The organism is Roseateles sp. GW821-FHT09H10, from assembly GCF_059415865.1.
In genome coordinates this window covers 587,659-611,708 of sequence record NZ_JBWKOB010000003.1, presented here as the reverse complement: position 1 = coordinate 611,708, position 24,050 = coordinate 587,659, and the positions used below count along the sequence as shown (strand labels likewise).

At 67.6% G+C, this 24,050-nt stretch carries 22 protein-coding genes and 2 riboswitches; of the genes, 5 read left to right on the top strand and 17 right to left on the bottom strand.

Annotation, left to right across the window (positions count from 1 at the left end; translation table 11 throughout):
* Positions 1–58 precede the first annotated feature (58 nt).
* The 4 genes from argH (at position 59) to AC07OY_RS18380 (ending at position 3,685) form a co-directional block, all read left to right on the top strand.
* The gene (argH, locus tag AC07OY_RS18395) at positions 59–1,456 is read left to right on the top strand and encodes an argininosuccinate lyase (RefSeq protein WP_495044053.1); all 1,398 of its coding nucleotides are present in this window, start codon (positions 59–61) and stop codon (positions 1,454–1,456) included.
* Between the two features lie 7 nt (positions 1,457–1,463).
* Positions 1,464–2,435 (top strand): hypothetical protein, encoded by a 972-nt coding sequence (locus AC07OY_RS18390; protein WP_495044052.1) that lies wholly within the window; start codon positions 1,464–1,466, stop codon positions 2,433–2,435.
* Between the two features lie 23 nt (positions 2,436–2,458).
* Positions 2,459–2,935: a hemerythrin domain-containing protein gene (locus AC07OY_RS18385; RefSeq protein WP_495044051.1), complete on the top strand. Its 477-nt coding sequence runs from the start codon at positions 2,459–2,461 to the stop codon at positions 2,933–2,935.
* Positions 2,936–3,034: 99 nt separating this feature from the next.
* Positions 3,035–3,685: a PEP-CTERM sorting domain-containing protein gene (locus AC07OY_RS18380; RefSeq protein ID WP_495044050.1), complete on the top strand. Its 651-nt coding sequence runs from the start codon at positions 3,035–3,037 to the stop codon at positions 3,683–3,685.
* Positions 3,686–3,749: 64 nt separating this feature from the next.
* Here AC07OY_RS18380 and AC07OY_RS18375 read toward each other — a convergent pair whose 3' ends face one another.
* The 4 genes from AC07OY_RS18375 to AC07OY_RS18360 form a co-directional block, all read right to left on the bottom strand.
* Entirely contained in the window at positions 3,750–4,319 is a 570-nt protein-coding gene (locus tag AC07OY_RS18375; protein ID WP_495044049.1) for a hypothetical protein, read from the bottom strand.
* Between the two features lie 97 nt (positions 4,320–4,416).
* Complete coding sequence (locus tag AC07OY_RS18370; protein WP_495044048.1) at positions 4,417–6,390, bottom strand: M3 family metallopeptidase; 1,974 nt, start codon at positions 6,388–6,390, stop codon at positions 4,417–4,419.
* A gap of 104 nt (positions 6,391–6,494) precedes the next feature.
* Positions 6,495–9,323, bottom strand: coding sequence for a TonB-dependent receptor domain-containing protein (locus AC07OY_RS18365; RefSeq protein ID WP_495044047.1), 2,829 nt, complete (start codon positions 9,321–9,323; stop codon positions 6,495–6,497).
* A gap of 239 nt (positions 9,324–9,562) precedes the next feature.
* Positions 9,563–9,674: riboswitch (glycine riboswitch) on the bottom strand.
* An 8-nt stretch (positions 9,675–9,682) separates the two neighbouring features.
* A riboswitch (glycine riboswitch) is annotated at positions 9,683–9,772 on the bottom strand.
* Positions 9,773–9,832: 60 nt separating this feature from the next.
* On the bottom strand, positions 9,833–11,725 hold the full coding sequence (locus tag AC07OY_RS18360; protein ID WP_495044046.1) for a propionate--CoA ligase: 1,893 nt from the start codon (positions 11,723–11,725) through the stop codon (positions 9,833–9,835).
* A gap of 252 nt (positions 11,726–11,977) precedes the next feature.
* On the opposite strand from AC07OY_RS18360, the gene AC07OY_RS18355 reads away from it, so the two are divergent.
* Positions 11,978–12,694: a C40 family peptidase gene (locus AC07OY_RS18355; RefSeq protein ID WP_495044045.1), complete on the top strand. Its 717-nt coding sequence runs from the start codon at positions 11,978–11,980 to the stop codon at positions 12,692–12,694.
* Here AC07OY_RS18355 and AC07OY_RS18350 read toward each other — a convergent pair.
* From AC07OY_RS18350 to AC07OY_RS18290, 13 genes are all read right to left on the bottom strand, one after another.
* Complete coding sequence (locus AC07OY_RS18350; RefSeq protein ID WP_495044044.1) at positions 12,691–13,014, bottom strand: MmcQ/YjbR family DNA-binding protein; 324 nt, start codon at positions 13,012–13,014, stop codon at positions 12,691–12,693. The genes AC07OY_RS18355 and AC07OY_RS18350 overlap by 4 nt on opposite strands.
* Positions 13,014–15,056, bottom strand: a complete 2,043-nt coding sequence (gene paaZ / locus AC07OY_RS18345) for a phenylacetic acid degradation bifunctional protein PaaZ (RefSeq protein ID WP_495044043.1) — start codon at positions 15,054–15,056, stop codon at positions 13,014–13,016. The genes AC07OY_RS18350 and paaZ overlap by 1 nt, the downstream gene beginning before the upstream one ends.
* Complete coding sequence (locus AC07OY_RS18340; protein ID WP_495044042.1) at positions 15,053–16,198, bottom strand: ABC transporter substrate-binding protein; 1,146 nt, start codon at positions 16,196–16,198, stop codon at positions 15,053–15,055. The genes paaZ and AC07OY_RS18340 overlap by 4 nt, the downstream gene beginning before the upstream one ends.
* Positions 16,199–16,216: 18 nt before the next feature.
* The gene (locus tag AC07OY_RS18335; RefSeq protein ID WP_495044041.1) at positions 16,217–16,834 is read right to left on the bottom strand and encodes a TetR/AcrR family transcriptional regulator; all 618 of its coding nucleotides are present in this window, start codon (positions 16,832–16,834) and stop codon (positions 16,217–16,219) included.
* Positions 16,834–17,889: a 1,2-phenylacetyl-CoA epoxidase subunit PaaE gene (paaE, locus tag AC07OY_RS18330; RefSeq protein WP_495044040.1), complete on the bottom strand. Its 1,056-nt coding sequence runs from the start codon at positions 17,887–17,889 to the stop codon at positions 16,834–16,836. The genes AC07OY_RS18335 and paaE overlap by 1 nt, the downstream gene beginning before the upstream one ends.
* A gap of 1 nt (position 17,890) precedes the next feature.
* Positions 17,891–18,358: a 1,2-phenylacetyl-CoA epoxidase subunit PaaD gene (paaD, locus tag AC07OY_RS18325; protein ID WP_495044039.1), complete on the bottom strand. Its 468-nt coding sequence runs from the start codon at positions 18,356–18,358 to the stop codon at positions 17,891–17,893.
* Entirely contained in the window at positions 18,358–19,122 is a 765-nt protein-coding gene (paaC, locus tag AC07OY_RS18320; protein WP_495044038.1) for a 1,2-phenylacetyl-CoA epoxidase subunit PaaC, read from the bottom strand. Before paaC ends, paaD begins: the two co-directional genes overlap by 1 nt.
* Positions 19,122–19,415: a 1,2-phenylacetyl-CoA epoxidase subunit PaaB gene (paaB, locus tag AC07OY_RS18315; RefSeq protein WP_119042409.1), complete on the bottom strand. Its 294-nt coding sequence runs from the start codon at positions 19,413–19,415 to the stop codon at positions 19,122–19,124. The genes paaC and paaB overlap by 1 nt, the downstream gene beginning before the upstream one ends.
* 12 nt (positions 19,416–19,427) lie before the next feature.
* On the bottom strand, positions 19,428–20,432 hold the full coding sequence (paaA, locus tag AC07OY_RS18310) for a 1,2-phenylacetyl-CoA epoxidase subunit PaaA (RefSeq protein WP_495044037.1): 1,005 nt from the start codon (positions 20,430–20,432) through the stop codon (positions 19,428–19,430).
* Between the two features lie 10 nt (positions 20,433–20,442).
* Entirely contained in the window at positions 20,443–21,741 is a 1,299-nt protein-coding gene (gene paaK, locus AC07OY_RS18305; RefSeq protein ID WP_495044036.1) for a phenylacetate--CoA ligase PaaK, read from the bottom strand.
* Complete coding sequence (gene paaI, locus AC07OY_RS18300) at positions 21,738–22,166, bottom strand: hydroxyphenylacetyl-CoA thioesterase PaaI (RefSeq protein WP_495044035.1); 429 nt, start codon at positions 22,164–22,166, stop codon at positions 21,738–21,740. Before paaI ends, paaK begins: the two co-directional genes overlap by 4 nt.
* The gene (locus tag AC07OY_RS18295; protein ID WP_495044034.1) at positions 22,166–22,969 is read right to left on the bottom strand and encodes an enoyl-CoA hydratase-related protein; all 804 of its coding nucleotides are present in this window, start codon (positions 22,967–22,969) and stop codon (positions 22,166–22,168) included. Before AC07OY_RS18295 ends, paaI begins: the two co-directional genes overlap by 1 nt.
* Before the next feature lie 74 nt (positions 22,970–23,043).
* On the bottom strand, positions 23,044–23,985 hold the full coding sequence (locus tag AC07OY_RS18290) for a carbohydrate kinase family protein (RefSeq protein ID WP_495044033.1): 942 nt from the start codon (positions 23,983–23,985) through the stop codon (positions 23,044–23,046).
* Positions 23,986–24,050: the final 65 nt, after the last annotated feature.

Below are 24,050 nucleotides of genomic sequence, written 5' to 3'. Positions count from 1 at the left end.
AATCCCGGGCTGCGCGTGCATTTTGCGCGCTGATTTCCCAAGCCCGCCTGTCCCCGTCATGTCAGACAACCAACTCGCCAACAAATCCCAAGCCTGGTCCGCCCTGTTCTCCGAGCCGATGAGCGATCTGGTCAAGCGCTACACGGCCAGCGTGGGCTTCGACAAGCGCCTGTGGAAGGCCGACATCGCGGGCAGCCTGGCCCATGCGGAGATGCTGGCCGCCCAGGGCATCCTGAACGCGGACGACCATGCCGCCATCCAGCGCGGCCTGAACGAGATCGCCGCCGAGATCGAGGCCGGCCAGTTCGAGTGGAAGCTGGACCTGGAAGACGTGCACCTCAACATCGAGGCCCGCCTGACGGAACGCGTCGGCATCGCCGGCAAGCGCCTGCACACCGGCCGCAGCCGCAATGACCAGGTCGCCACCGACGTGCGCCTGTGGCTGCGCGGCGAGATCGACGAGATAGCCGGCCTGCTGACCGCCCTGCAGCGCGTCATGGTCGAGAAGGCCGCCGAGTATGCCGACGTCATCCTGCCGGGCTTCACCCATCTGCAGGTGGCCCAGCCGGTCAGCTTCGGCCACCACCTGCTGGCCTATGTAGAGATGTTCGCCCGCGACGCCGAGCGCATGCTCGACACGCGCAAGCGCGTCAACCGCCTGCCCCTGGGCGCGGCTGCGCTGGCCGGCACCAGCTACCCGCTGGACCGCGAACGCGTGGCCAGGACCCTGGGCATGGAAGCCGTCTGCCAGAACAGCCTGGACGCCGTCAGCGACCGGGACTTCGCCATCGAGTTCTCGGCGGCGGCCAGCCTGGTGATGCTGCACATCTCGCGCCTGTCCGAGGAACTGATCCTGTGGATGAGCCAGAACTTCGGCTTCATCGCCCTGCCTGATGCCTTCTGCACCGGCTCGTCGATCATGCCGCAGAAGAAGAACCCCGACGTGCCCGAGCTGGCCCGCGGCAAGACGGGCCGCGTCGTCGGCCATCTCGTCGGCCTGGTCACGCTGATGAAGGGCCAGCCCCTGGCCTACAACAAGGACAACCAGGAGGACAAGGAACCCTTGTTCGACACGGTCGACACCTTGAAGGACACGCTGCGCATCTTTGCCGACATGCTCGCCGGCCTGACCCCCAAACCCGAAGCCATGCGCGCCGCGGCGCTGAAGGGCCACGCCACCGCGACCGACTTGGCCGACTACCTCGTCAAGAAGGGCGTGGCTTTCCGCGACGCCCACGAAGTCGTCGCCCATGCAGTGAAGACGGCCACGGCCAAGGGCGTGGACCTGGCCGTGCTGACGCTGGACGAGCTGAAGGCTTTCGATGCCCGCATCGAGGCCGATGTCTTCGAGGTGCTGTCGCTGGAAGGTTCGCTGAACGCCCGCAATGTGCTGGGCGGCACGGCGCCGGCCCAGGTGCGTGCGCAGGTCGCCCGCCACCGCGCGCGCCTGGGCTGACACGCCCATGGGCCTTCCCTCCCGATTGATCGCCGGCCTGTTCGGCGCGGCGGCGGTGGGTTTCTGCCAGGCCCAGGACAGCGCGCAGCTGCGCTTTGCCTGGCCGGACCGCCTGGTCGCCGACGTGCAGTTCCAGAAGACGAAGTCCAAGCAGACCAACGACCAGAAGCCCGTCGCCGACGGCATGGCGTCGCAATACGTCATTCGCTCCCAGCGCAGGGGCGCCCAATATGTGGTGTCTTTCAGCGACCTGCGCATGGACGAGGCCAAGCTGGCCGCGATGGATCCTGAAGCCCGATCGCTGCTGGACGTCCTGGCCAAGGCGGCGCAACCCAGCTTCGTGGTGTCGGGTGAAGGCGATTTCGTCGGGCTGGAGAACCTGCCCGCCTTCCAGGCAGCCATGCGCTCATTCCTGGACAAGGCCCTGCCGGCAGGCCCCGTGCGCGAGCGCGCCAAGCCGCTGCTGGACGGCCTCTTGTCGGATGCGACGCTGCAGGCTCTGGCCCAGGTGGACTGGAGCTGGCAGGTGTCCGCTTGGGCGGGCGCCGACCGCGCCTTCGACCTGGGCGCCGACTACGCCAGCACGACACGGGCGCAGATGCCCGTGTTGAACGAAATGTTGACGCAACACACGCGCTTCAAGCTGGCCCGCAAGCTGCCCTGCGAGCGCGAAGGCCAGATGCGTGAATGCGTTGAAGTGCTGGCCAGCATCCGGCCGGACGAAGCCGAGTTGAACCGGGCGATCACTGCCTTCCTGGACAGGCTGGCGCCCGCCAATGCCAAGCGCAACAAGGGGGACACCATGTCCCTCGACTCCGAGACCACGATCGAGCTGGTCACCGAGACGGCCACGCTGATCCCGCATCGCTACAAGCGGAGCAAGTCCATCTCGGTGTCCACCGTCGAAGCGGGCAAGGCGACGTCCGCTCGTCAGATCGAAGTGACGGAGCAGACCTTCCGTTACCGCCAGCCCGATTGAGCACCGCCAACGCTGCACGCCCCATGAACACCACCCTCGCCTGGACCGACAAGCTGGTGCTGAACCAGCCCACGCTGGACCACACCCATCACGAATTTGTCGAGCTGCTGAACGCCTATGGCGCCGCGCTGGACGCCGGCATAGACGCCCTGCCCGCCTATCAGGCGCTGCTGGCCCACACCGAAGCCCATTTCGCGATGGAGGAGGACTGGATGGCGCGCTGCGGCTTCGAGGCGCAGAACTGCCATGCCGGCCAGCACGCCATGGTGCTGAACGTGATGCGCGAGGCCCTGCGCTATGCCAATGAGCTGAACGACCGCGAGCCGCTGAACATCCTGCGCACCGAGCTGGCCGGCTGGTTCCCCCAGCATGCCGAGATGATGGACGCGGCCCTGGTCTTCACGATGGAGCAGCGCGGCTTCGACCCGGCGACGGGCGAATGCCGCGAACCCGCGGCCGCGGCGAGCCACAGCTGCGGTTCCAGCAGCAGTTGCGGCTGACGGTCAGCCCCCGATTCCTGGGACGAGGGCCGCGGCCGCCACGGCGACGCGGCCCCTATCATTTCTGAGCACCCCATCTTCCGGACGCAAGGAACCCAGATGCCCAAGAAACTGCTGCCACTGGCCCTGCTGGGCATGCTGAACCTGTCGCCGGCCCTGGCCGCCACCATCAGCTTCCCCGACACGGTCTGTGCCAGCGCCGCGAGCGGCGTCGGCGCCTTCGTCGGCTGCATCAACGACGGCTTCGTCAACCAGGCCCACGGCGATGTCGCCGGCCAGCTGGACGTCAGCTATCTCGACGTCGACTCGGCCAATGGCGACAGCCTGCGTTGGTGGGCAGCAGGCTACAACGACCTGCCCAGTGCCCTCTGGGGGCGCGGCAGTGACGACAATTCCTTCGGCCGCATCACGCTGACGCCAGGCGCCGGCATGAGCATCACGCTTGACGGCCTCGACCTGGGCTCCTACCTCGTTCCGAACCGCACCACGAACCTGCGCATCTTCGCCCTGGGCGGCGGCAGCCTGATCTACAGCGGCGAGGTGGGCCCCAACCCCGGCCCGACGCATTTCGCCCCCGGCCTGAGCTCCAGCACCGGCATCGTCATCGAGTGGGAGAACTCGGCCTACAACGTCGGCATCAACAACATCAGCTACACGCTGGCGCCGGTGCCGGAACCGGCGACCTGTGGGCTGCTGATCGGTGGGCTGGCTGTCGTCGGCGCGATGGCGCGGCGCCGTCGCCCGGGCTGAACAACGCGGCGCGTGAGCGCCATCAAGACCCGCGGCCCGTGAAGGCCTCCCGGGTCGGCCGGGCTCATGCAGCCTTGATGCGCAGCGCCGCCAGCTGCTTGCTGAACTGCAGCTGCGCGGTCTGGGGGTAGTGCTCACGCAGGTACGCGCGCATGAGTTCTTCGCGGTCGCTGACGCGCAGCTGGTAGTTCGAGCTGCCCATGCGCAGCTCCAGGCGGCCAACGTAAGTGACGGCCTGGGCCGTGATCTGGAAGCGTGAGGTCTCCATGCTGGCCTGCCGGTAGCCGTCCCAAAGCAGCGTCCACATGTAGTCGCCGGCCGGCACGTCGAGGAGCAGCGTGCGCTCGCCGCTGAGGAACTGCACTGCCCCCTTGCCGCCCATGCCGTCTTCCAGGCCCGAGGCAAAGGTCTTCTTGCCGTAGTTGTTGAAGGCCAGGTTGGCCAACTGGTTGGAGCTCAGCTGCACCGCCAGATAGCCGCGCCCCGGCGCCTGCTGGGCGCCGTCCACTGCAACCGGGGACAGCGCGCTGCAACCTGACAGCGCGGCCGCCGCGCCGAGCAGGAAGCTGCGCCGTGGCAGACCGGCGTGGTGGGCCCCATGGGGCAGTTCAGGCTTGCTGGTGACCTTGCGCATGTGCTCCTCCCAGAGTTCAGCGCAAAGTCTAGAAGCCGGCCCGGCCTGCGTGGGGTCAGGCCTGAACCCGTTTCGGGGTTCGGGCCAGCCGCAGTCCCTACTTCTTCAGGTACTCGAAGAAGGCCTGCGAGTTGGACTCGCGCCCCAGGAAGTCCTTGACCAGTTCCGGCGCCGGCTTCTGGGCGCCCTGGCCCAGCACCAGGTCGCGGTAGCGCTTGCCGGCGTCCACGCCCAGCTTGTCGGCCGCGAAGGCCGTGCGCAGGTCCATGGCCACCACCAGGCTCCACAGATAGCCGTAATAGCCCGAGCCATAGCCGCCCGCGATATGGGCGAAGCCGGCAGGGAACATCGTGCCGTTCACATGGCCCAGCGGCGTGGCGCCTTCCATCCTGGCCCACAGCGGCAGGGGCTCGGGCTTGGCTTGCTGGTGCAGGCTGATGTCGTAGCTGGCGTAGAGGTGCTGGCGGCCGAACTGGCCGCCCTTGCCGTAGTGCTTGGACGCCTGTGCCTGGTCGACCATCGCATCCGGCACCGGCTTGCAGGTCGGGCAGACCTCCTGCATCAGCTTGAGCACCTTCTTGTCGTAGACCCAGTCCTCCAGCATCTGCGACGGCGCCTCGACGAAGTCGTGCATGACCGTCGTGCCGGCCGTGGCGGCATAGCGCGTCTTGGACAGGTTCACGTGCACCGCATGGCCCAGCTCGTGCAGCAGGGTCTCGACCTCGTCCAGCGTCAGGCCGTTGCGATCGAAGTTGACGACCAGCGAGGCGACGGGCGTGCGGGCGATGCGGGTGGCGCTGCCGCTCAGCGGCCAGACGGCGGCATGGTTGTACTTGCCGTCGCGCGGGTAGAGGTCCACATACATCTGCGCGATGGCCTTGCCCGAGGCCGCGTCGCTGACGACATAGGTCTGGGCCTCGTCATGCCAGAGCTTGTTGGTGATGCGCGTGTACTTCACGCCCATCAGCTTCTCGATGATGCGCATCGAGAACTCCAGGCTGGCCTGGGGCGGGAAATAAGGGCGGAAGGCGTTCTGGTCGACGCTGAACTTCTCGCGCTTGACGCGTTCGCCGTAGAAGGTGGCGTCCCAGCGCTCGACCTGGGTCTTCTCCAGCGGCGTGCCCAGGTGCTTGGCCTTGTCGGCGCGCAGCTCCTGCAGCTCGGTCTTCTCGCGGGCGTTGACGGCGCCGGTCACCGAGTCGAGGAAGCGCGTCGCCGTGGCGCCATCCTTGGCCATCTTGCGGCGCAGGTTGAAGTCAACGAAGTTGTCGAAGCCGAACAGCTTGGCGTACTCGCCGCGCAGCGTGACGATCTGGGCCAGCAGGTCGAGGTTGGCCTGGCCACCTTCATTGGTCTTGGCCAACCACATGCGCTGGCGCGCCTCGCCGCTCTCGGCCGAGCGCATGACGGGCACATAGCTCGGGTAGTCGACGCCCAGCAGGATGCGGCCCTGCTCGTCGCGCTTGGCCTTCTCCCAGACGCTGGTGGGCACGCCCTTGAGCTCGGCCTCGGTGAAGGCGACGCGGGTGCCGGCGTCGCGGATGTTCTTGTTGAACTGCTGGTCCAGCTCGGTCAGCTTGTCCAGGATCTGCTTGGCGCGTTCGCGCTTGGGTCCGGGCAGGGCCACGCCGCTGTCCTCGAACTGGCCCGAGGCCAGGCGCACGAATTCGGCGTCGATGCCGTCCTTCCTGGGCGCCTTCTGCAGCGCGCGGTAGACCTTCTCGTTCTGGCCCAGGCTGGAGCCGAAGTCGGCCCAGCGCAGCGAGCAGGCCTGGGCGGCGTCGCGGATGGCCTTGTCGGCATGGACGTTGAGGACGAAGTCGTTGGGGCCCTGGTGGTCCTCGAGATAGACCACCAGGTCGTCATAGGCCGCCAGCCAGCCGCCATCGACCTTGCGCTTCTCCAGCGCGGCGACGCGCTGCTGGGCGCCCTTGAGGCCGCTGTCGCAGCGGGTCTGCACATCGGCCACGGAGCCGAAGGTGGGGAAATTGGGGGCGGGCAGCTTGGGTTGCGCCTGGGCGGCAACGGCAGTCAGTGCCAGCGCGGCCAGGGCGGTCAGGACGGGTTTCATGTCGTCTCCTTGTGGGAAGGGCGCGATTCTGGCCTGCGCGGCGGCCCCAGCCATTCGCCATGCCGCGCGCGGGCACGCGCGGCATGGCGTCCGGTGGCGCGGGCTCAGAAGAAGCGGTACTCCGCGGCCAGGCGCAGCATGCGGCCCATCACGTCCTCGCGGTTGTCGGGAATGATGCCGCCCTGGCCGAAGTTGCGGTAGTCGATGGGCGGGCGCCGGCCCGTCAGGTTGCGCAGGTTGGCGCTCAGCGTCAGCGCCTTCATCGGGCGCCAGGCGAGGTTGTAGTCGAGCCGGTTGTAGGCGGCCAGCTTGCACTGGTCCGCGGACAGATTCTTGTTGGTCGTGCAGTCCTCGACGCTCCAGCTGGTGTCGTAGTAGTCGCGCGTCAGCGTGGTGCTGGACGACCAGAAATAGGACAGGGTGTGCGTCCAGGCGCCCCACTCCTGGCTGGCGCGCAGCTTGAAGTTGAAGCGTGCATAGCCCCAGCGCCCGGCCAGGTTGTCACCATAGCGCAGGTCGGAGGTGCTGTACTGCTTGTAGCTCAGCAGATAGGTCGAGTCGAAGCTCAGGCCCAGCCGGCCCAGCGGGTTGCTGAACTGGCCGTTCATGCTCCAGTCGATGCCGCTGGTCTGGGTCTTGGCGAGGTTCTCGAACTGTCCGCTGACCAGGCTCAACCGGCCCGCCAGCGGCTTGTACTTGGCCACCTCGGCCGCATTGACAAAGGTCGGGTCGTTGTTGAAGTTGGGGGCGCGCACGATGGTGCCGGCGGGCTGCTGGGCCTCGGCGCCGAGCAGATCGGCCGTGCCCTTGGTGCCGATCTCGTTGGTGCGGGTCACGGCGTAGTAGTCCAGCGTCGTGCTGAAGGCCTTGAAGGGCTGGAAGGCCAGGCCCAGGTTGACGATGCGCGAGGTCTCGGGTTTGAGGCCGGGGTTGTTGCGCACCACGCTGGCCACGCCGCGGCGGCATTCGTCGATGTTGTCGGCGCGGGCCTGCAGCAGGGTCTTGTTGGGGTCGCTGTCGGGCAAGGCATTGGCCTGGGCGATCAGGTCGCGGATCAGCGCGCTGGCGGCGTCGCAGCGCTTGGGGTCGCTGACGCCGTTGTCGAAGGCCGATTTGCTCGACGTGGCGCTTTCGGTCAGGTTGGGCGCGCGAAATCCCCCTTCCACCGAACCACGCAGCATGAACTCGGGCATCAACTGGGCACGCAGCGCCAGCTTGGGCGAGAAGTGGGCGGCAAAGCCCGGGAACTTGTCGAGGCGGCCGGCGAGCTGGGCGTTCAGCTGCCGGGTGACGGGCAGGTCAGCCTCGACGAACAGGGCGCTGAAGCTGCGGCCGGCATCGGCGCGAACGGTGCCCAGGCCGACGATGTCGCCCGAGCCGGACAGGGCGTCCGGCGCGATCTTCATGCGCTCGTGGCGCAGCTCGAAGCCGGCCGCGAGATTGATCGCCCCGCCGGGCAGGCGGCCATATTCGCCCGACACCTTGCCATCGAGGAAGGTCTGGGTGACCTTGGCGTCATAGCCGATGGAGGGGAAGAGCTTGTCCAGCACGGCGGCGCTGTTGGCCTGGCCGATCTTGTAGCCGTTGGGCTTGTTGAAGAAGTCGGCGTCCAGCACGTCCTTGTTGTAGTCGCCGATGACTTCCTTGAAGCCGCTGTCGCTGATCAGGCCACGCTGGCGCTGGACGGTCCTGCCGCCCATCACGCCGGCGGCGGTCTCCCAGTCCCAGCCGTTCCAGTCGCCCTTCACGCCGGCCAGCAGGCGGTACTGGTCGGTCTGGACATGGTTGGCCTGGCCGTCATCCATGAAGCGGTAGCGGAACTCGACCTCCTCGCCGGTGTGGTTCAGCGGATGCTGGGCCGGCAGGCCGCGGTAGTAGAAGTTGCGGGCCGCGTTGGTGTTGGGGTCGCCCCAGACGACGCTGCCCAGGCCCCAGCCGTAGTAGTTGTGCGCCGCCTGGTAGGTGTTCTTGGTGTTCGAATAAAGCAGCTCGGAGAAGCCCTGCAAATGCTCGGACAGCTTCAGCTTGGCCGAGACGATGCCGCTGACGCGATCGGCCGACGGCTGCACCGAGAAGCGGTCGTAGCGGTCGTACATGCACAGGGTGTTGGACGCATTGAACAGCTTGCAGCCGGCTATCGGGCCCTGGCCGATGATGTTGCCGGGGTAGCTGTAGCTGGACGGCGTGTCGAAGCCCGGCGAGAACTCCTTGTAGGCGGGGTTGCTGTGTTGCAGCACGTCGCGCCAGAAGAAGTCGCCCCGGTGGTAGTAGTCGACGTTGGCGAGGATGTTGTAGCCGTCGCGATCGAAGTTGCCCACGCCGGCCGTGATGGCAGCGGCCTGATCCTTGAACTGCTTGGCCTTCAGCGAGCGCTGGGTGTTGGCGCTGACGGTCAGCCCCTGGAAGCTGCTGCGCGTGACGATGTTGATGACGCCGGCCACGGCGTCGGAGCCGTACAGCGCCGAGCCGCCGCTCTTGAGCACCTCGATGCGCTCGATGGCATCCACCGGCAGCGAGTCGAGGTTGGAGAACACCTCGTTGTAGTCGGCCAGCGGATAGGCGGCGATGCGGCGCGAGTTCAGCAGCACCAGCGTGGACTGCTTGCCCAGGTTGCGCATGCTGGCGCCCGAACCGCCATTGCCGAAGGAGTTGCCGCCGTTGAGGTCGGACAGCGAGTTGTTGTTGAAGCCCGGCAGCGTTTCCAGTAGATCGCGCGTGGTGGCCACGCCGGAACGCTGGATCTCGTCGCGAGTGAGCAGCGTGATCGGCGACGCCGTCTCGTCGTCGATGTTGATGCGCTTGATGCGGCTGCCGATGACTTCGACGCGCTCGATCTGTTCGGTGGGCCGGGGCGCCTGGGCGCTCGCGCTCAGGGGGATGAGGCCGGCCAGGGCGAGGGCGGCGGCCAGCGGCTTCAGGGCATTGGGTTGCATGCGAACTCCTGCAGGAAAAAAGGGCGAACGACTCCACGACGCGGCCGCGAATGCAGCGCCGGATGGCAAAAAAGGGGGGATGGCCGGGCGCGACGGCGCGCTCAGCCCGTGGCAACAGCGATCAGCAAAGGGGGTGCAATGCCTTGCGGCAGCACGACATGGCAGGCTCTCCGGCGCAGTGGTTGAACGACCACGAAACGGCGAGGGGTGGCTGCCCCTTCACTGTTTCGCGCCGCTCCCGCTGTCCCTGGTACCTGAGAGATTCACGCCCCCGGGATGGCCCCGCGGCGCTTGCTCCTTCGGTGGGGGCGTGCGTGGCCTTGTCAGCTCACGCCGCCCCGCTCTCCAGCGTCGGCTCCTGTGACAAACCAGTGTTGGGCCTGAGCGTGCATGGGAGGTTGCGCCTTCGGCGGCGATCAGCAAAGACCGCGCTCTCCTGGGATGTCGGCGTGCACGATAGGCAGCGCCATCCCCTGCCGCCGCCCTGGTTTACGCGAATCGGGTAGGCCCTAGCTTTGCAACAAGGCCTTCACCTGGGCCAAGGCACTGGGGTCGTCCAGCGTCGTCAGGTCGCCCGGGTCGCGCCCTTCCGCCACCGCCTGCAGCGCGCGGCGCAGCAGCTTGCCCGAGCGCGTCTTGGGCAGCAGGGTCACGAAGTGCACGCGCGCCGGCCGCGCCACCGCACCCAGCTGGCTGTCGACATGCTTCATGACCTCGCCTTCCAGCGCGGGCGAGGCCTGGCCCGCGTCGCGCAGCACGGCAAAGGCGATGGCGACCTGGCCCTTGAGCTGATCCGCCACGCCGACAACGGCGACCTCGGCGATGGCCTTGTGGCCCGAGATGCATTCCTCTATTTCTCGAGTGCCCAGCCTGTGGCCGGCCACGTTGATGACGTCGTCGGTGCGGCCGAGGATGAAGGTGTAGCCGTCGGCGTCGCGCGTGGCCCAGTCGAAGGTCGAATAGACCTGACGTCCGGGCACGCTGCCCCAGTAGGTGTTGATGAAGCGCTGGTCATCGCCCCAGACCGTCTGCAGCGCGCCGGGCGGCAGGGGATGCTCGATGACGAGCACGCCCTTCTGGTCCGCGCCTTCCAGCGTCGCACCGGTGTTCTCGTCCAGCAGCTTCACGTCATAGCCATACATCGGCACGCCGGGCGAACCGAAGCGCGTCGGCACGGCCTCGACGCCGGGGATGTGATGGGCCACCGTCAGCAGCGGCCAGCCGGTCTCGGTCTGCCAGTAGTTGTCGATGATGGGCACGCCCAGGCCCTCGGCGATCCAGCGCGCCGTCGGCTCATCCAGCGGCTCGCCGGCGAGAAAGAGCGCGCGCAGGGACGACAGGTCATGGCGCTTCAACAGAGCCGCGTCATGCTTCTTCAACACGCGCACGGCGGTCGGCGCGCTGAACATCACCGTGACCCGGTACTTCTCGACCAGGCTCCACAGCACTGCCGCGTCGGGGTTGACCGGCGTGCCCTCGTACATCAGCGTCGCCATGCCGGCGATCAGCGGGCCGTAGACGATATAGCTGTGGCCGACGACCCAGCCGATGTCGCTGGTGGAGAAATAGGTCTCACCGGCCTTGCCGCCAAAGATCCAGTCCATGCTGGCCGCGAGCGCCACCGCATAGCCGCCGACATCGCGCTGCACGCCCTTCGGCTTCCCCGTCGTGCCGCTGGTGTACAGCGTGTAGCTCGGCGTGTTGGACTCCAGCCAGGCGCAGGGCACGCGGGCACCGGCATGGCGGCGGCGCAGTTCGGCATAGTCCAGGTCGCGCCCGGCGACACGCTCGAAGGGCACGAGGCCGCGGTCCACCATCAGCACGCTGGCGGGCTTGTGCGTGGACAGCGTGAGGGCTTCGTCCAGCAGCGGCTTGTAGGCGATGCGCTTGCCGGCGCGGCTGCCGGCGTCGGCGCTGACGATGAGCTTTGGGCTGGCGTCCTCGATGCGGCTGGCCAGGCTGACCGATGCAAAGCCGCCGAACACCACCGAATGGATGGCCCCGATGCGCGCACAGGCCAACATGGCGAAGGCGGCCTCCGGAATCATCGGCATATAGATCAGCACTCGGTCACCGGGGCCTACGCCCTGGGCCACGAACATGGCGGCCATGGCTTCGACCTCGACCTGCAGGGTGGCAAAGCTGTAGACCTTCTCCTGGCCGACTTCGGTGGACACCCAGATCAGCGCACGGTCGCCGGGCCGCGTGGCCGCATGGCGGTCCACGGCGTTGTGGCAGAGATTGGTCGTGCCGCCGACAAACCAGCGCGCGAACGGCGGCTGGCTGGCATCGCAGATCTGCTGCGGCGGCGTCTGCCAGTCAATGCGCCTGGCCTGCTCGGCCCAGAAGGCATCGCGCGCCGTCAGCGACTGGCTGTGGAATTCGGCATAGGACTTGGTCATGCGGCGAGTGTGAAGCGCGGGCACTGACGTCAGTCTGACCTTTCGCAACAAGTTGGCGTGATGAATTTCAGGGTTTTTACGAAGTTCGCCGTTGGGCGAGCCGGGGTTTGCCCTGAAAATCGCGCGCTTTACGTCCGCATCGATTGACGGTGCCGGGGTGCCCTCATAACCTCCGCGCCGCTGTCCCTCTCCGCTATCGCGACCGCCTGCGGTCCGCCCCTGGTTCCCGGTTTCTTCTCCCGAATGCCCCTGGTGTCTTCTGCCCTGCTGAATCGCATTGCTGCCGCTGGCCTGCTGGCCCTCGGTTGCGCTGCCGCGCAGGCGCAGGGTGTGGCCCAGGCCGCGACGGTGACGCCGCCACCGGGCACGATGGCCGGGGCCTATGGCCAGAGCCTGCAGCAACAGCAGGCGGCCTCCGAGAAGGTCGCGGCCCAGCCCGCTGCAGCCCCCAAAGCCGCCACGGCCCAGGATGCCGTCAGCCGCTTCCTCAGCGAGCGCGGCCTGATGGCCAGCGCCGAGCAAGGCGGGTCATCTCGCCTGCTGGCCAGCGTGCGCGACACGGCCTCCGACCTCGTGCTGTCGGCCATGAACTTCCTCGGCGTGCGCTACACGCGCGGGGGCAACTCGGTCGAGAACGGTTTCGACTGCAGCGGCTTCACCCGCCACATCTTCGAGATGAGCGTGGGCCTGGTGCTGCCGCGCCGCGCCGACGAACAGGCCAAGGACGGCGCCCTGCTTTCCATCCGCCGCGACGAACTCAAGCCCGGTGACCTGGTGTTCTTCAACACCATGAAGCGCACCTTCAGCCATGTCGGCATCTATGTCGGCGAAGGCAAGTTCATCCATGCCCCGCGCACCGGTAGCGCCGTGCGCGTCGAGGACATGCGCGACTCCTACTGGTCCAAGCGCTTCACGGGCGCGCGCCGCGCCGACCTGAAGACCGCGGCAGAGATCCCGGCCGCGCGTTAATTCACGGCGCCGTTCTCGCGCCAGGACTGCGCGAGCAACTCCCCGACCCAGGCCGGCCTGGCCTTCGCCAGCAGCAGCTTCACGCCGCAGCGCCTGGCGCCCCAGAACAGCGGCTCGACCACACCGGTCTCGCGAGCGATCCACGCGTCGCGAGCCGCCTCATCCTTGATGAAGACACGCAGCTCGGCGCCGTCGGGCGTCATCGTCGCGAAGATCCTGCCCTTGGCACCGGGCAGGCGGAAGGACGTCAGCTCGTGGTGCGGCTTCTCGACGGCGCCCGCCAAGGCCAGCGCGAGTTCGCGGGCCTTGGCGGCGTCCATCAGCCGGCGATTCTTTTGGCCACCAGCGTCAGGATCTCGTAGCTCGCGCAGAGTTCGCCGCGCTGGTTGGTGACGGCCACGTCCCAGCCGATGACGCCTTGTGCCGGCTGGTCGTCGCGCGGCGGGCGGTCGATCTTGCGCTTGGCGGTCAGGCGCGCCTGGATGGTGTCGCCGATGGCGACCGGCGTCACGAAGCGCAGGTTCTCCAGGCCGTAGTTCGCCAGCACCGGGCCCGGCGCGGGGCTGACAAACAACCCAGCCGCCGCGGACAGCACGAAATAGCCGTGGGCGATGCGCTGACCGAACGGCGATTCCTTGGCCGCCACTTCGTCGAAGTGCATATAGAAATAGTCGCCCGACAGGCCACCGAAGGCGACGATGTCGGCCTCGCCCACCGTGCGGCGGTGCGTCAGCAGGCTCATGCCCACTTCCACGTCCTCGAAGTAGCGGCGGAAGGGATGGATGTCGCTTTCGGTGACGGTGCCGCCGCGCTGGTACTCGCCGGTGACGGCCGAGATCATCGTCGGCGAACCCTGCACGGCGCAGCGCTGCAGATAGTGCTTCACCGCGCGCAGGCCGCCCAGTTCCTCGCCACCACCGGCGCGGCCGGGGCCGCCGTGCTTGAGCTTCGGGAGCGGCGAGCCATGGCCGGTGTTCTCCAGCGCGGCCTCGCGGTCCAGGATCAGCATGCGCCCATGCCAGGCCGCAAACGTCGGCACGGCTTGCGCGGCCAGGGCCGGCGTCTTGGTGCAGACGGTGCCGACGAGGCTGCCGCGGCCCAGCGTCGCCAGGTGCAGGGCCTCCTCATAGTCGCCATAGGGCAGCAGCGTCGTCACCGGGCCGAAGGCTTCGAGGTGATGGGCGTCACTGGCCGCCGAATCGCGCGCCAGCAGCAGCGTCGGTGCGAAGAAGGCACCGTCGGACACGCCCTCGCCCTTGGGCGCGAAGCCGTCGCGTTCAGACAGCAGCAGCTCGCAGTTCTTGGCCAGCTGGGCCACGCGCTCAGCCACGTCGGACTGCTGGGCCTTGCTGGCCAGGGCGCCCATGCGCACGCCTTCGACGGCGGGGTCGCCCACCACCGTCTTGCTCAGCCGCGCCTTCAATGCCGTTGCAACGGCATCGACGAGCTTGGCCGGCACGATGGTGCGGCGGATGGCCGTGCACTTCTGGCCGGCCTTGGCCGTCGTCTCGCGGGCCACTTCCTTGATGAAGAGGTCGAACTCCGGGTCGTCCGGCGTCACGTCCGGCGCGAGGATGGCGCAGTTCAGGCTGTCGGCCTCGGCGTTGAAGGGAATGCTCTTCTTCAGCAGATTCGGGTGGGCCTTCAGCATCAGCGCGGTGTCGGCGCTGCCGGTGAAGGTGACCACGTCGGCTTCATCGAGGCGCTCGAAGAGGTCGCCCGTGCCGCCGATGATGAGTTGCAGCGCACCGGCCGGCACCAAGCCGGAATCGACGATGAGGCGCACGCAGGCTTCGGCAACATAGCTGGTGGCCGTGGCCGGCTTGACCAGGCAAGGCATGCCGGCCAGGAAGCTGGGCGCGAACTTCTCCAACATGCCCCACATCGGGAAGTTGAAGGCGTTGATGTGCAGCGCCACGCCCCGCTTGGGCACCATCACATGGCTGCCGATGAAGTGGTTGTTGGCGCCCAGGCGCATGGTCGGGCCTTCATGCAGCACATTGCTGCTGGGCAGGTCCTTGCCGCCGATGGAGGCATAGGCGAACAAGGTGCCGATGCCACCCTCGATGTCGATCCAGGAGTCGCTGCGCGTCGCACCCGTGTGGGCGCTGATCGCATACAGCTCTTCCTTGCGCTCCATCAGATAGGCGGCCAGCGCCTTCAGCACGCGGGCGCGGTCCTGGAAGTGGGTGCGCAGCAGGCCCGGCAGCGCCGTGCCGCGCGCATAGGCCAGGCTCTCGGCGAAATCCAGCCCTTCCTCGTGGGTGTGGGCGATGACGCGGCCGTTGATGGCGCTCGTCAGCGGCTTGGCGGCCTTGGCGCCGACCCAGCGGCCAGCGATGTAACTCTGCAACGTGCTCACTTGAGAAGCTTCCAGGTGCCGTTGTCGATCTGGATCATCACGCGGGCGCGCTGGTCCAGGCCCAGGTGGTCGCCGGCCGACATATTGAACACGCCATGCGCGCCGGCCACGTTCTTGACGCTCTCCAGCGCATCGCGCAGGGCGGCGCGGAAGGCGGGCGTGCCAGGCTGGGCCTTCTTCAGCGCCTCGGGCGCCGCAGCGGCCAGCAGCAGGCCGGCGTCCCAGGCATGGCCGCCAAAGGCCGACACGCTGCCCTTGCCGTGGGCGGCTTCGTACTTGGCGATGTAGTCCAGGGCGCTCTTCTTCACCGGGTGGTCGGCCGGCAGCTGGGCCGCGACCAGCACCGGGCCGGCCGGCAACAGCGTGCCTTCCACGTCCTTGCCGCCGACGCGCAGGAAGTCGTTGTTGGCGATGCCGTGGGTCTGGTAGATCTTGCCGGCGTAGCCACGCTCCTTCAGCGCCTTCTGCGGCAGCGCGGCGGGCGTGCCCGAACCGGCGATGAGGATGGCGTCGGGCTTGGCGGCGACGAGCTTGAGCACCTGGCCGGTGACGGAGGTGTCCGTGCGGTTGTAGCGTTCGGTCGCGACGATGTTGAGCTTCTTGGCCGCGGCGATCTTGTTGAACTCGCCCCACCAGCCTTCACCGTAGGCATCGGCAAAGCCGATGAAGCCGGCCGTCTTGATGCCGTTGTCGACCATGTGGGTCACGATGGCCAGGGCCATCATGATGTCGTTCTGCGGCGTCTTGAAGACCCACTTCTTCTTGGCGTCGATGGGCTCGACGATGCGGGCCGAGGCGGCCATGGAGATCATCGGCGTGCCGGCTTCGGAGACGGCATCGATCATGGCCAGGGAGTTGGGCGAGGTCGTCGAGCCGATGACGATGTCGACCTTGCTGTCGGTGATGAGCTTGCGCGCATTGGCGACGGCCGTCGTCGTGTCGGAGGCGTCGTCCAGCACGATGTAGTTGACTTTCTGGCCGGCGATGGTCGTCGGCATCAGCGCGAAGGTGTTCTTCTCCGGAATCCCGAGCGAGGCGGCGGGGCCGGTGGCCGACAGCGTGACGCCGACATTGATGTCCGCATGGGCGGCCAGGCTGAGCGTGGCGGCCAGGGCCAGGGCGAGTTGCTTGAATTGCTTCATGGGTCGTCTCCTCGGGGGTTATTGAATGAGGGCGGGCTGGCGCAGCTGCACTGCGCCGAGACCACCAAAGAACAGATCGCTGACCAGGGCCGCGAGCGCCTCGTGCGAGAGCTCGCCGTCGGGTCGCAGCCAGGTGAAAGTCCAGTTGATCATGCCAAAAAGCAGCATGGTCAGCGGCTTGTGCAGATTGGCGTCACGCAACTCGGGCCGCACCAGGCTGACGGCCGCCGCGAACTCGCCGACGACGCGGCGCTCCACGTCCAGCAGGCGCTCGCGCTCGGCATCGGCCAGGAACTTGATCTCGCTGGTCAGCACGCGGTGCTGGGCCTGGGCATCGGCATAGGAGCGCGTGAAACGCTCGATCAGGGAGCGCAGCTGGGCGTCGGGCGGCAGCTGCTGTGCCTTCACTTCCTCAACCAGAGCCAGCAGCGCATGCACATGGCTGTCGCAGATCTGGGCCAGCAGCTCCTGCTTGTCCTGGAAGTAGTGATACAGCGTGGGCTTGGCGACGCCGCAGGCCTCGGCGACCTGGTTCATCGACGTGGCACTGAAGCCCTGCTCGGCGAACAGGCGGGCGGCGGCGGCGAGGATGTCCTCGCGCTGCGCTTCAAAACCAGGGGCTCTTTTTCTGGCCATCAGCGTTCGTCGAAGGAAATAACAACGCGCTCGGTGAGCGGGTGCGCCTGGCAGCTGAGGATGAAACCCGCGGCGACCTCGGCCTTGTCCAGCGCGAAGTTCTTGTCCATGCGCACCTCGCCCTCGACGAGCTTGCAGCGGCAGGTGGAGCAGACGCCGCTCTTGCAGGAGAAGGGCACGTCCATGCCCTCGCGGGCCGCCGCGTCGAGCAGGCTGGGGTCGCTGGAGTGGAACTCTATTTCTCGAGACAGGCCATCGCGGATGACGGTCACGCGGGCCTCGGGCGCGTCGCCCGGCTTGACCTCGTGAGGCACGGGCTTGCCCGACAGCGTCTCCGGCGTGCCGAAGCGCTCGATGTGGATGCGCTCGGCCGGCACGCCCGAACCCAGCAGGGCCGCCTCGGCCTGGTCGTTCATCTCGAACGGCCCGCAGATGAACACCTGATCGATGCTGGCCGCCGGCACCGGGCCGGACAGGAAGGCGCTGAGCTTGCCGGCATCCAGGCGCCCGCCATACAGCGGCGCGTCGACGGCCTCGCGGCTGAAGATCAGGTGCAGCGACAACCGCGTCATGAAGCGGTTCTTCAGGTCTTCGAGTTCTTCCTTGAACATCGTCGACGCGGTGCGGCGGTTGGCGTAGATCAGCGTCGCGCGCGACTGCGGCTCGCGCTCCAGCAGGGCCGTCAGCAGGGCCAGGATGGGCGTGATGCCCGAACCGCCGGCGATGAAGAGCACATGGCGGCCTTCGGCATGTGCTGGCAGCACGAAGCGACCTTGCGGCGGATAGGACTCGATGACATCGCCGGCCTTGAGCTGCTCATGCACCCAGGTCGAGAAGGCACCACCGTCGACACGGCGGATGCCCACGCGCAGGCGGCGGTCGGAGCAGATGGAGTAGCTGCGGCGCAGCTCCTGGCCGCCGACGCTGGCGCGCAGGGTGAGGTACTGGCCAGGCTCGAAGCCGAAGCCGTCGGGCGACTCGAAGCCGACGACCATGGCGTCGTCGGTGTCGCGCTCGACGGAGGTGACGCGCAGGGGGTGGAAGTGCAAGGCCATCTCAGATCGGCTTGAAGTATTCGAAGGGTTCCAGGCACTCGATGCAGCGCCACGTGGACTTGCACGCAGTGGAACCGAAGCGGGACAACTGCTGTGTCGAGCCGCTGTCGCAGCGCGGGCAGCGCAGGCGCGGCACCACGCGGATGGCCTGCTCGGCGCTGCACTGCGGCGGCACGATGCCGTATTGCTGCAGCTTCTCGCGGCCCTCGGGGGTGATCCAGTCAGTGCTCCAGGCCGGTGCCCGCTGCATCGTGACCGTCACGTCGCCGAATTCAGCCAGGGCCGCACGCACATCGTCCGTGATCAGCTCGGTGGCCGGGCAGCCGCTGTAGGTCGGTGTCAGCACGACCTCGACGCCCGACGCCGTCTCGCGCAGGTCGCGCACGATACCCAGCTCCACCAGGCTGACCGCCGGGATCTCGGGGTCGGGCACGGCGTTGAGCTTGGCGCGCGCGGCTGTGAGGTTCATCACCAGGTCCCGCCCGGGTAGGTGCGCTGCAGATGCTGCATGGTGCCCAGCATGTGGCCCATGTGCTCGCTGTGGATGCCGTCGATGCCGCGCGGCTGCATGGCGCTCTCGCGCGGCAGGCTCAAGCTGGCTTCCTGCATCAGCGTGGCCCAGCGGGCGCGCCACTCGGGCTCCAGCTCGTTCCACGCGGGGCCGAAGCCGTCCACGCCATCGGCGGCGAACAGCTCGTTGAAGTAAGGCCACAGCACATTCAGCGCGGCCTGCATGCGGGCCTGCGATTCCGCCGTGCCGTCGCCCAGGCGCACGACCCAGTCGCTGCTGTGCTGGCGGTGGTAGCGCACTTCCTTCAAGGACTTGGCGGCGATGCCGGCGATCTCGGTGTCGAGACTGGTCTGCAGGCGATCGAACAGCAGCTCCAGCCAGATGGCCATGGCCGCATTGCGGACCGTCGTCAGCGCAAAGTCGCGCCCGCCGCCGCCATCGCTGGGACTGGACGCAGCATTCGGCAGCTCGACGAGGATGATGTTGCGGTAGTCGCGCTCCTCGCGCAGGAAGGCCAATTGGTCTTCATCGCGGCCGGCGCCTTCGAGCTGGCCGGCATGGGTCAGCAGCGCACGCGCCTGGCCCAGCAGGTCCAGCGCGATGTTGGACAGGGCCAGGTCTTCCTCCAGCACCGGCGCATGGCCGGCCCATTCGGACAGGCGCTGGCTGTGGATGAGGCAGGTGTCTGCGAGGCGCAGGACGTAGGTGGTCTTGGCGTCCATCACATGTGGTTGAGCTCGTCGGGGAGCTCATAGAAAGTGGGATGGCGGTAGACCTTATCGTCGGCCGGGTCGAACAGGCTGCCCTTCTCGGTCGGGTCGCTGGCGACGATCTGCTCGGAGCGCACCACCCAGATGCTGGTGCCTTCCTGGCGGCGCGTGTAGACGTCGCGGGCCATCTGGATGGCCATCGCCGAGTCGGGCGCGTGCAGGCTGCCGCAGTGCTTGTGGTCCAGGCCCGCCTTGTTGCGGACAAAGACTTCCCACAGCGGCCATTCGTTCTTCGGATTGCTCATCTCTTCTCTTCCTCAGGCCGCTTCGGCCTTGGTGGCTTGCTTGCGGGCGTGGGCCAGCGCGGCGTCGCGCACCCAGGCGCCGTCATCCCAAGCCTTGTTGCGGGCGGCCAGGCGCTCGCGGTTGCAGGGGCCTTCGCCGCCGACCACGCGCCAGAACTCGGCCCAGTCGATCTCGCCGAAGTCGTAGGAATCACGCTCGGCATTCCACTTCAGCGCCGGGTCCGGCACGGTCACGCCGAGGATGTCGGCCTGGGGAATCGTCGCGTCGACGAACTTCTGGCGCAGCTGGTCGTTGGTGACGCGCTTGATGCCCCAGCGCATGCTCTGCTCGGAGTTGGGCGAATCCTTGTCGGCCGGGCCGAACATCATCAGCGACGGCCACCACCAGCGGTTCACGGCGTCCTGCACCATGGCCTTCTGGGCCGGCGTACCGTGGGTCATCATGGTCAGCAGGCTTTCATAGCCCTGGCGCTGGTGGAAGCTTTCCTCGCGACAGACGCGGATCATGGCCCGCGCATAGGGCGCATAGGAGCAGCGGCACAGCGGCACCTGGTTCATGATGGCCGCGCCGTCCACCAGCCAGCCGATGACGCCGATGTCGGCCCAGGTCAGCGTGGGGTAGTTGAAGATGGAGCTGTACTTGGCCTTGCCACTCAACAGCGCCTCGGTCATCTCGTCGCGGCTGGTGCCCAGGGTCTCGGCGGCGGCGTAGAGGTAGAGGCCGTGGCCGCCCTCGTCCTGCACCTTGGCCAAGAGGATGGCCTTGCGCTTGAGCGTGGGGGCGCGCGTGATCCAGTTGCCCTCGGGCAGCATGCCGACGATCTCGCTGTGGGCATGCTGGCTGATCTGGCGCACCAGCGTCTTGCGGTAGTGCTCGGGCATCCAGTCCTTGGCTTCGATGAAGTCACCGGCATCGATGCGGGCTTCAAAGGCTTCCTCGCGCTGCAGGTCTTCAGCGGACTTCACGACCTTGGGCTTGGCCTCGCGGGCCATCAGGTCCATCGCTTGCGTGTACATCGCTCGCTCCTTACTTCTTGCGTTGATCCACGACGCGACGGGCTTTTCCGACCAGCGTGCGTTCGATGGAATTGTTCGGCTCGACCTGGATGGTCGCCGTGACGCCGATCAGGTTCTTGATGCGCTCCGACAGCCTACGCGCTATCCCGTCGTCGGTGGCGCCGAGTGCCAGTTCGCAGCGGATCAGCAACTCATCCAGATGCCCGTCGCGCGTGACGACGAGCTGGTACTGGCCGCCCAGGCCCTTCTCCTGCAGCACCAGCTCCTCGACCTGGGTCGGGAAGAGGTTGACGCCACGGATGATGAGCATGTCGTCGCTGCGGCCGACGATCTTGCCCATGCGGCGCATGCTGCGCGAGGTGGGCGGCAGCAGGCGCGTCAAGTCGCGGGTGCGGTAACGGATGACCGGCATCGCTTCCTTGGACAGCGACGTGAAGACCAGCTCGCCCTCGCTGCCGTCCGGCAGCACCTCGCCAGTGTCGGGATTGATGATCTCCGGGTAGAAATGGTCTTCCCAGATGACCGGGCCATCCTTGCTCTCGATGCACTCGCTGGCGACCCCCGGGCCCATCACTTCGGACAGGCCGTAGATGTCGACCGCGTCGATGCCGGCGCCGGCTTCGATCTCCTTGCGCATGGCCTCGGTCCAGGGTTCGGCCCCGAAGATGCCGACTTTCAGCGACGAGGCCTTGGCGTCCAGGCCCTGGCGGGTGAACTCCTCGATCAGCACCTGCATATAGCTCGGCGTCACCATGATGATGTCGGGCTTGAAGTCGGTGATCAGCTGCACCTGCTTCTCGGTCTGGCCGCCGCTCATCGGGATGACGGTGCAGCCCAGGCGCTCCGCACCGTAGTGGGCGCCCAGGCCGCCGGTGAAGAGGCCATAGCCGTAGGCCACATGCACCAGGTCGCCCGCGCGGCCGCCGGCGGCGCGGATGGAGCGCGCGACGAGGTTGGCCCAGTTGTCGATGTCCTTCAGCGTGTAGCCCACCACCGTCGGCTTGCCCGTGGTGCCGGACGAAGCATGGATGCGCGCCAGCTTCTCGCGCGGCATGGCGAACAGGCCGAAGGGGTACTGGGCGCGCAGATCGTGCTTGGTGGTGAAGGGGAACCTGGCCAGGTCCGCCAGCGTCTTCAGGTCGGACGGGTGCACACCTGCTTCGGTGAACTTGGCCTTGTAGTGCGGCACGTTGTCATAGGCGTGCTGCAGGCTCCAGCGCAGGCGCTCGAGCTGCAGGGCCTGCAGTTCGTCGCGGCCGGCGGTTTCGATGGGCTCGAGGTCGCCGGGGCGTGGGCTTTTGACGGTCATGCTTCAAACACCTTTCTCTCACCCAGGCGGTAGGAACGACCACGGAAGGCAGCGATCAGGTCGCCGTTCTGGTTCTTCACCGTGATGTCGTAGAGCCCGGTACGGCCAGCCAGCGATGTCTCCTCGGCCGTCGCCGTCAAAACGTCATTCAATTTGGCGCTCTTCAGGATGTCGATGCCAAAGCCCGAAGCCACGGTCAGCGCATTGCGGCTGTTGCAGGCAAAGGCGAAAGCCGAGTCCGCCAGCGTCGCAATGAGGCCACCATGGCAGATGGCAAAGCCATTCAGCATGTCGGCTCGGACGGTCATCGTCGCGACGGCGCGGCCTTCCGACACTTCAACGATCTGCATGCCCAGCATGCGGCTGGCCGCATCGTCAGCCAGCATCACGTCCCGGACCTTCTCTGCAACGGCTTGCGGTTCCATCAACGATCCTTGAACTCGGGCTTGCGCTTGTCCATGAAGGCGGCCACGCCCTCCTGGTAGTCGTAGGCGAAGCCGGCCTGGCTCTGCAGCGCGGCCTCGCGCTTCAGGGCCGATTCAAAGTCCAGCTTCAGCGCCTCGTCCAGTGCACGGCGCGTCTCGGCCAGGGCCCGGGTCGGCATGCCGGCCAGCTTCTGGGCGATGGCCATGGCCTGGTCCTGCAGCTCGGCATCCGGCACCACGCGCGAGATCAGGCCGATGCGTTCAGCCTCCGCCGCCTTCATCTTGTCGCCCAGCAAGGCCATTTCCAGCGCCTTGGCGCGGCCGACGAGGCGCGGCAGCAGCCAGGTGCCGCCGCAGTCTGGGATCAGGCCGATCTTGGAAAAGGCCTGCAGGAAGCTGGCGCTCTCTCCCGCCAGCACCAGGTCGCAGCCGAAAGCCATGTTGGCGCCAGCGCCTGCCGCCACGCCATTGACGGCGGCCACCACCGGCACCGGCATGCTGCGCAGGCGCAGGGCCACCGGGATGTAGTAGTGGTCCAGCATGTGGCCGATGTCCTTGGGCGAAGACCCGGCCTCGCGGCTGGGCGCCACATGCGGGTCGGCCAGGTCCTGGCCGGCACTGAAGGCCCGGCCGGCCCCGGTGATCAGCACGCAGCGCGTCGCGCCATCGCCGGCCGCCGCCTCCAGCGCCTGGCGCAGCTGGACCAGCATGGCCGCCGTGAATGCGTTCAGCGCCTCGGGGCGGTTCAGGCGCAACAGGCGCACCGCGCCGTGCTGTTCGATCTGGATCAGTTGTTCAGACATGGAATTTCTCTACCGACCGGTCGGTTAATCGTAGGAGCGAGCGGGATCGGGATCAAGTGATGCGCGGGAAAACCCTAGTCTTTGAGGATTTCGACGGCGTCGACCAGGGCCGCCACATGACCTGCCCGCGGCGGCGCAAAGCCCGGCGCCGTGCAGGCCGCGGCGCCGGCGGCCAGTGCCCAGCGCAGGTGGGCTTCAGCCGGCGCGCCGGCGTCGCGCATCAGGCTGTCCAGCAGTCCGGCCATGGCCGAGTCGCCGGCGCCAATCGTGTCGACGACATCCACCGGCGGCGGCCGGCCGGTGGCCTCCTCCACCCCGTGGTACAGCGTCGCGCCCGCCTCGCCGCGCGTCAGCAGCAGCCAGGCGCCGGGGTTCCAGGCGGCGATCTGGGCCAGGCCCGAACGGTGGTCGGGCAGGCGGAACAGGCCGCGCAGGTCTTCATCGGAGACCTTGATGACATCGGCCATGCGGCACATCTGCTCCAGCGTGTCGTCGTAGCTGGCGTCCATGGGCGGGGCGCGGAAATTGGGGTCGTAGCTGATCAGCCGGCCTTCGCTTTTCAGCGCCTGGGCCAGGGCCAGCAGCCGCGCGGCCAGGGGCTCGCGCACCAGGCCCAGGCTGCCGAAATGCGCCCAGCGCAGGCCGCGGGTCCAGCCCATGGGCAGGCCCTCGGGGCGGAAATGCAGATCGGCGCTGTTGTCGCCGATGAAGAAATAGCGCGGCGGGTCCACCTCGTGCACCACGGCCAGCAACGGCGGCCGCGGCAATTGCTGGATGAAGCGCATGTCCAGGTTGGCCTCCTGGCTGCACTGCCAGATCTCGGCGCCGAAGGGGTCCTGGCTGATGGCGCCGGCAAAGGCGCTCAGCTGGCCCAGCGTCGACATGGCGACCGCCACATTCCAGGGAGAACCGCCGCAGCTGCTGCGCCAGCGGTCGGGCCCGGTGCGGACCAGGTCGGTCAGGGCCTCGCCGAAGGCAACAAACTGCGGCAGATCGGGATGCATAACGGCGCTCATGCGTTGATTCAACCGGGCCGCGAGGACACTGGCAAGCCCCAGGGGCAAGGCGCATCACAACTGCT

What these genes read in the sequence shown, in the direction of transcription:
- AC07OY_RS18380 (WP_495044050.1), top strand. Translation starts at nt 3,035, where the DNA reads ATGCCCAAGAAACTGCTGCCACTGGCCCTGCTGGGCATGCTGAACCTG.
- paaI (WP_495044035.1), bottom strand. Translation starts at nt 22,166, where the DNA reads ATGGAACCGCAAGCCGTTGCAGAGAAGGTCCGGGACGTGATGCTGGCT.
- AC07OY_RS18295 (WP_495044034.1), bottom strand. Translation starts at nt 22,969, where the DNA reads ATGTCTGAACAACTGATCCAGATCGAACAGCACGGCGCGGTGCGCCTG.
- argH (WP_495044053.1), top strand. Translation starts at nt 59, where the DNA reads ATGTCAGACAACCAACTCGCCAACAAATCCCAAGCCTGGTCCGCCCTG.
- paaC (WP_495044038.1), bottom strand. Translation starts at nt 19,122, where the DNA reads ATGGACGCCAAGACCACCTACGTCCTGCGCCTCGCAGACACCTGCCTC.
- AC07OY_RS18340 (WP_495044042.1), bottom strand. Translation starts at nt 16,198, where the DNA reads ATGAAGCAATTCAAGCAACTCGCCCTGGCCCTGGCCGCCACGCTCAGC.
- AC07OY_RS18390 (WP_495044052.1), top strand. Translation starts at nt 1,464, where the DNA reads ATGGGCCTTCCCTCCCGATTGATCGCCGGCCTGTTCGGCGCGGCGGCG.
- paaB (WP_119042409.1), bottom strand. Translation starts at nt 19,415, where the DNA reads ATGAGCAATCCGAAGAACGAATGGCCGCTGTGGGAAGTCTTTGTCCGC.
- paaE (WP_495044040.1), bottom strand. Translation starts at nt 17,889, where the DNA reads ATGGCCTTGCACTTCCACCCCCTGCGCGTCACCTCCGTCGAGCGCGAC.
- AC07OY_RS18370 (WP_495044048.1), bottom strand. Translation starts at nt 6,390, where the DNA reads ATGAAACCCGTCCTGACCGCCCTGGCCGCGCTGGCACTGACTGCCGTT.
- AC07OY_RS18385 (WP_495044051.1), top strand. Translation starts at nt 2,459, where the DNA reads ATGAACACCACCCTCGCCTGGACCGACAAGCTGGTGCTGAACCAGCCC.
- paaK (WP_495044036.1), bottom strand. Translation starts at nt 21,741, where the DNA reads ATGACCGTCAAAAGCCCACGCCCCGGCGACCTCGAGCCCATCGAAACC.
- paaD (WP_495044039.1), bottom strand. Translation starts at nt 18,358, where the DNA reads ATGAACCTCACAGCCGCGCGCGCCAAGCTCAACGCCGTGCCCGACCCC.
- paaA (WP_495044037.1), bottom strand. Translation starts at nt 20,432, where the DNA reads ATGTACACGCAAGCGATGGACCTGATGGCCCGCGAGGCCAAGCCCAAG.
- AC07OY_RS18335 (WP_495044041.1), bottom strand. Translation starts at nt 16,834, where the DNA reads ATGGCCAGAAAAAGAGCCCCTGGTTTTGAAGCGCAGCGCGAGGACATC.
- AC07OY_RS18350 (WP_495044044.1), bottom strand. Translation starts at nt 13,014, where the DNA reads ATGGACGCCGCCAAGGCCCGCGAACTCGCGCTGGCCTTGGCGGGCGCC.
- AC07OY_RS18375 (WP_495044049.1), bottom strand. Translation starts at nt 4,319, where the DNA reads ATGCGCAAGGTCACCAGCAAGCCTGAACTGCCCCATGGGGCCCACCAC.
- AC07OY_RS18365 (WP_495044047.1), bottom strand. Translation starts at nt 9,323, where the DNA reads ATGCAACCCAATGCCCTGAAGCCGCTGGCCGCCGCCCTCGCCCTGGCC.
- AC07OY_RS18360 (WP_495044046.1), bottom strand. Translation starts at nt 11,725, where the DNA reads ATGACCAAGTCCTATGCCGAATTCCACAGCCAGTCGCTGACGGCGCGC.
- AC07OY_RS18290 (WP_495044033.1), bottom strand. Translation starts at nt 23,985, where the DNA reads ATGAGCGCCGTTATGCATCCCGATCTGCCGCAGTTTGTTGCCTTCGGC.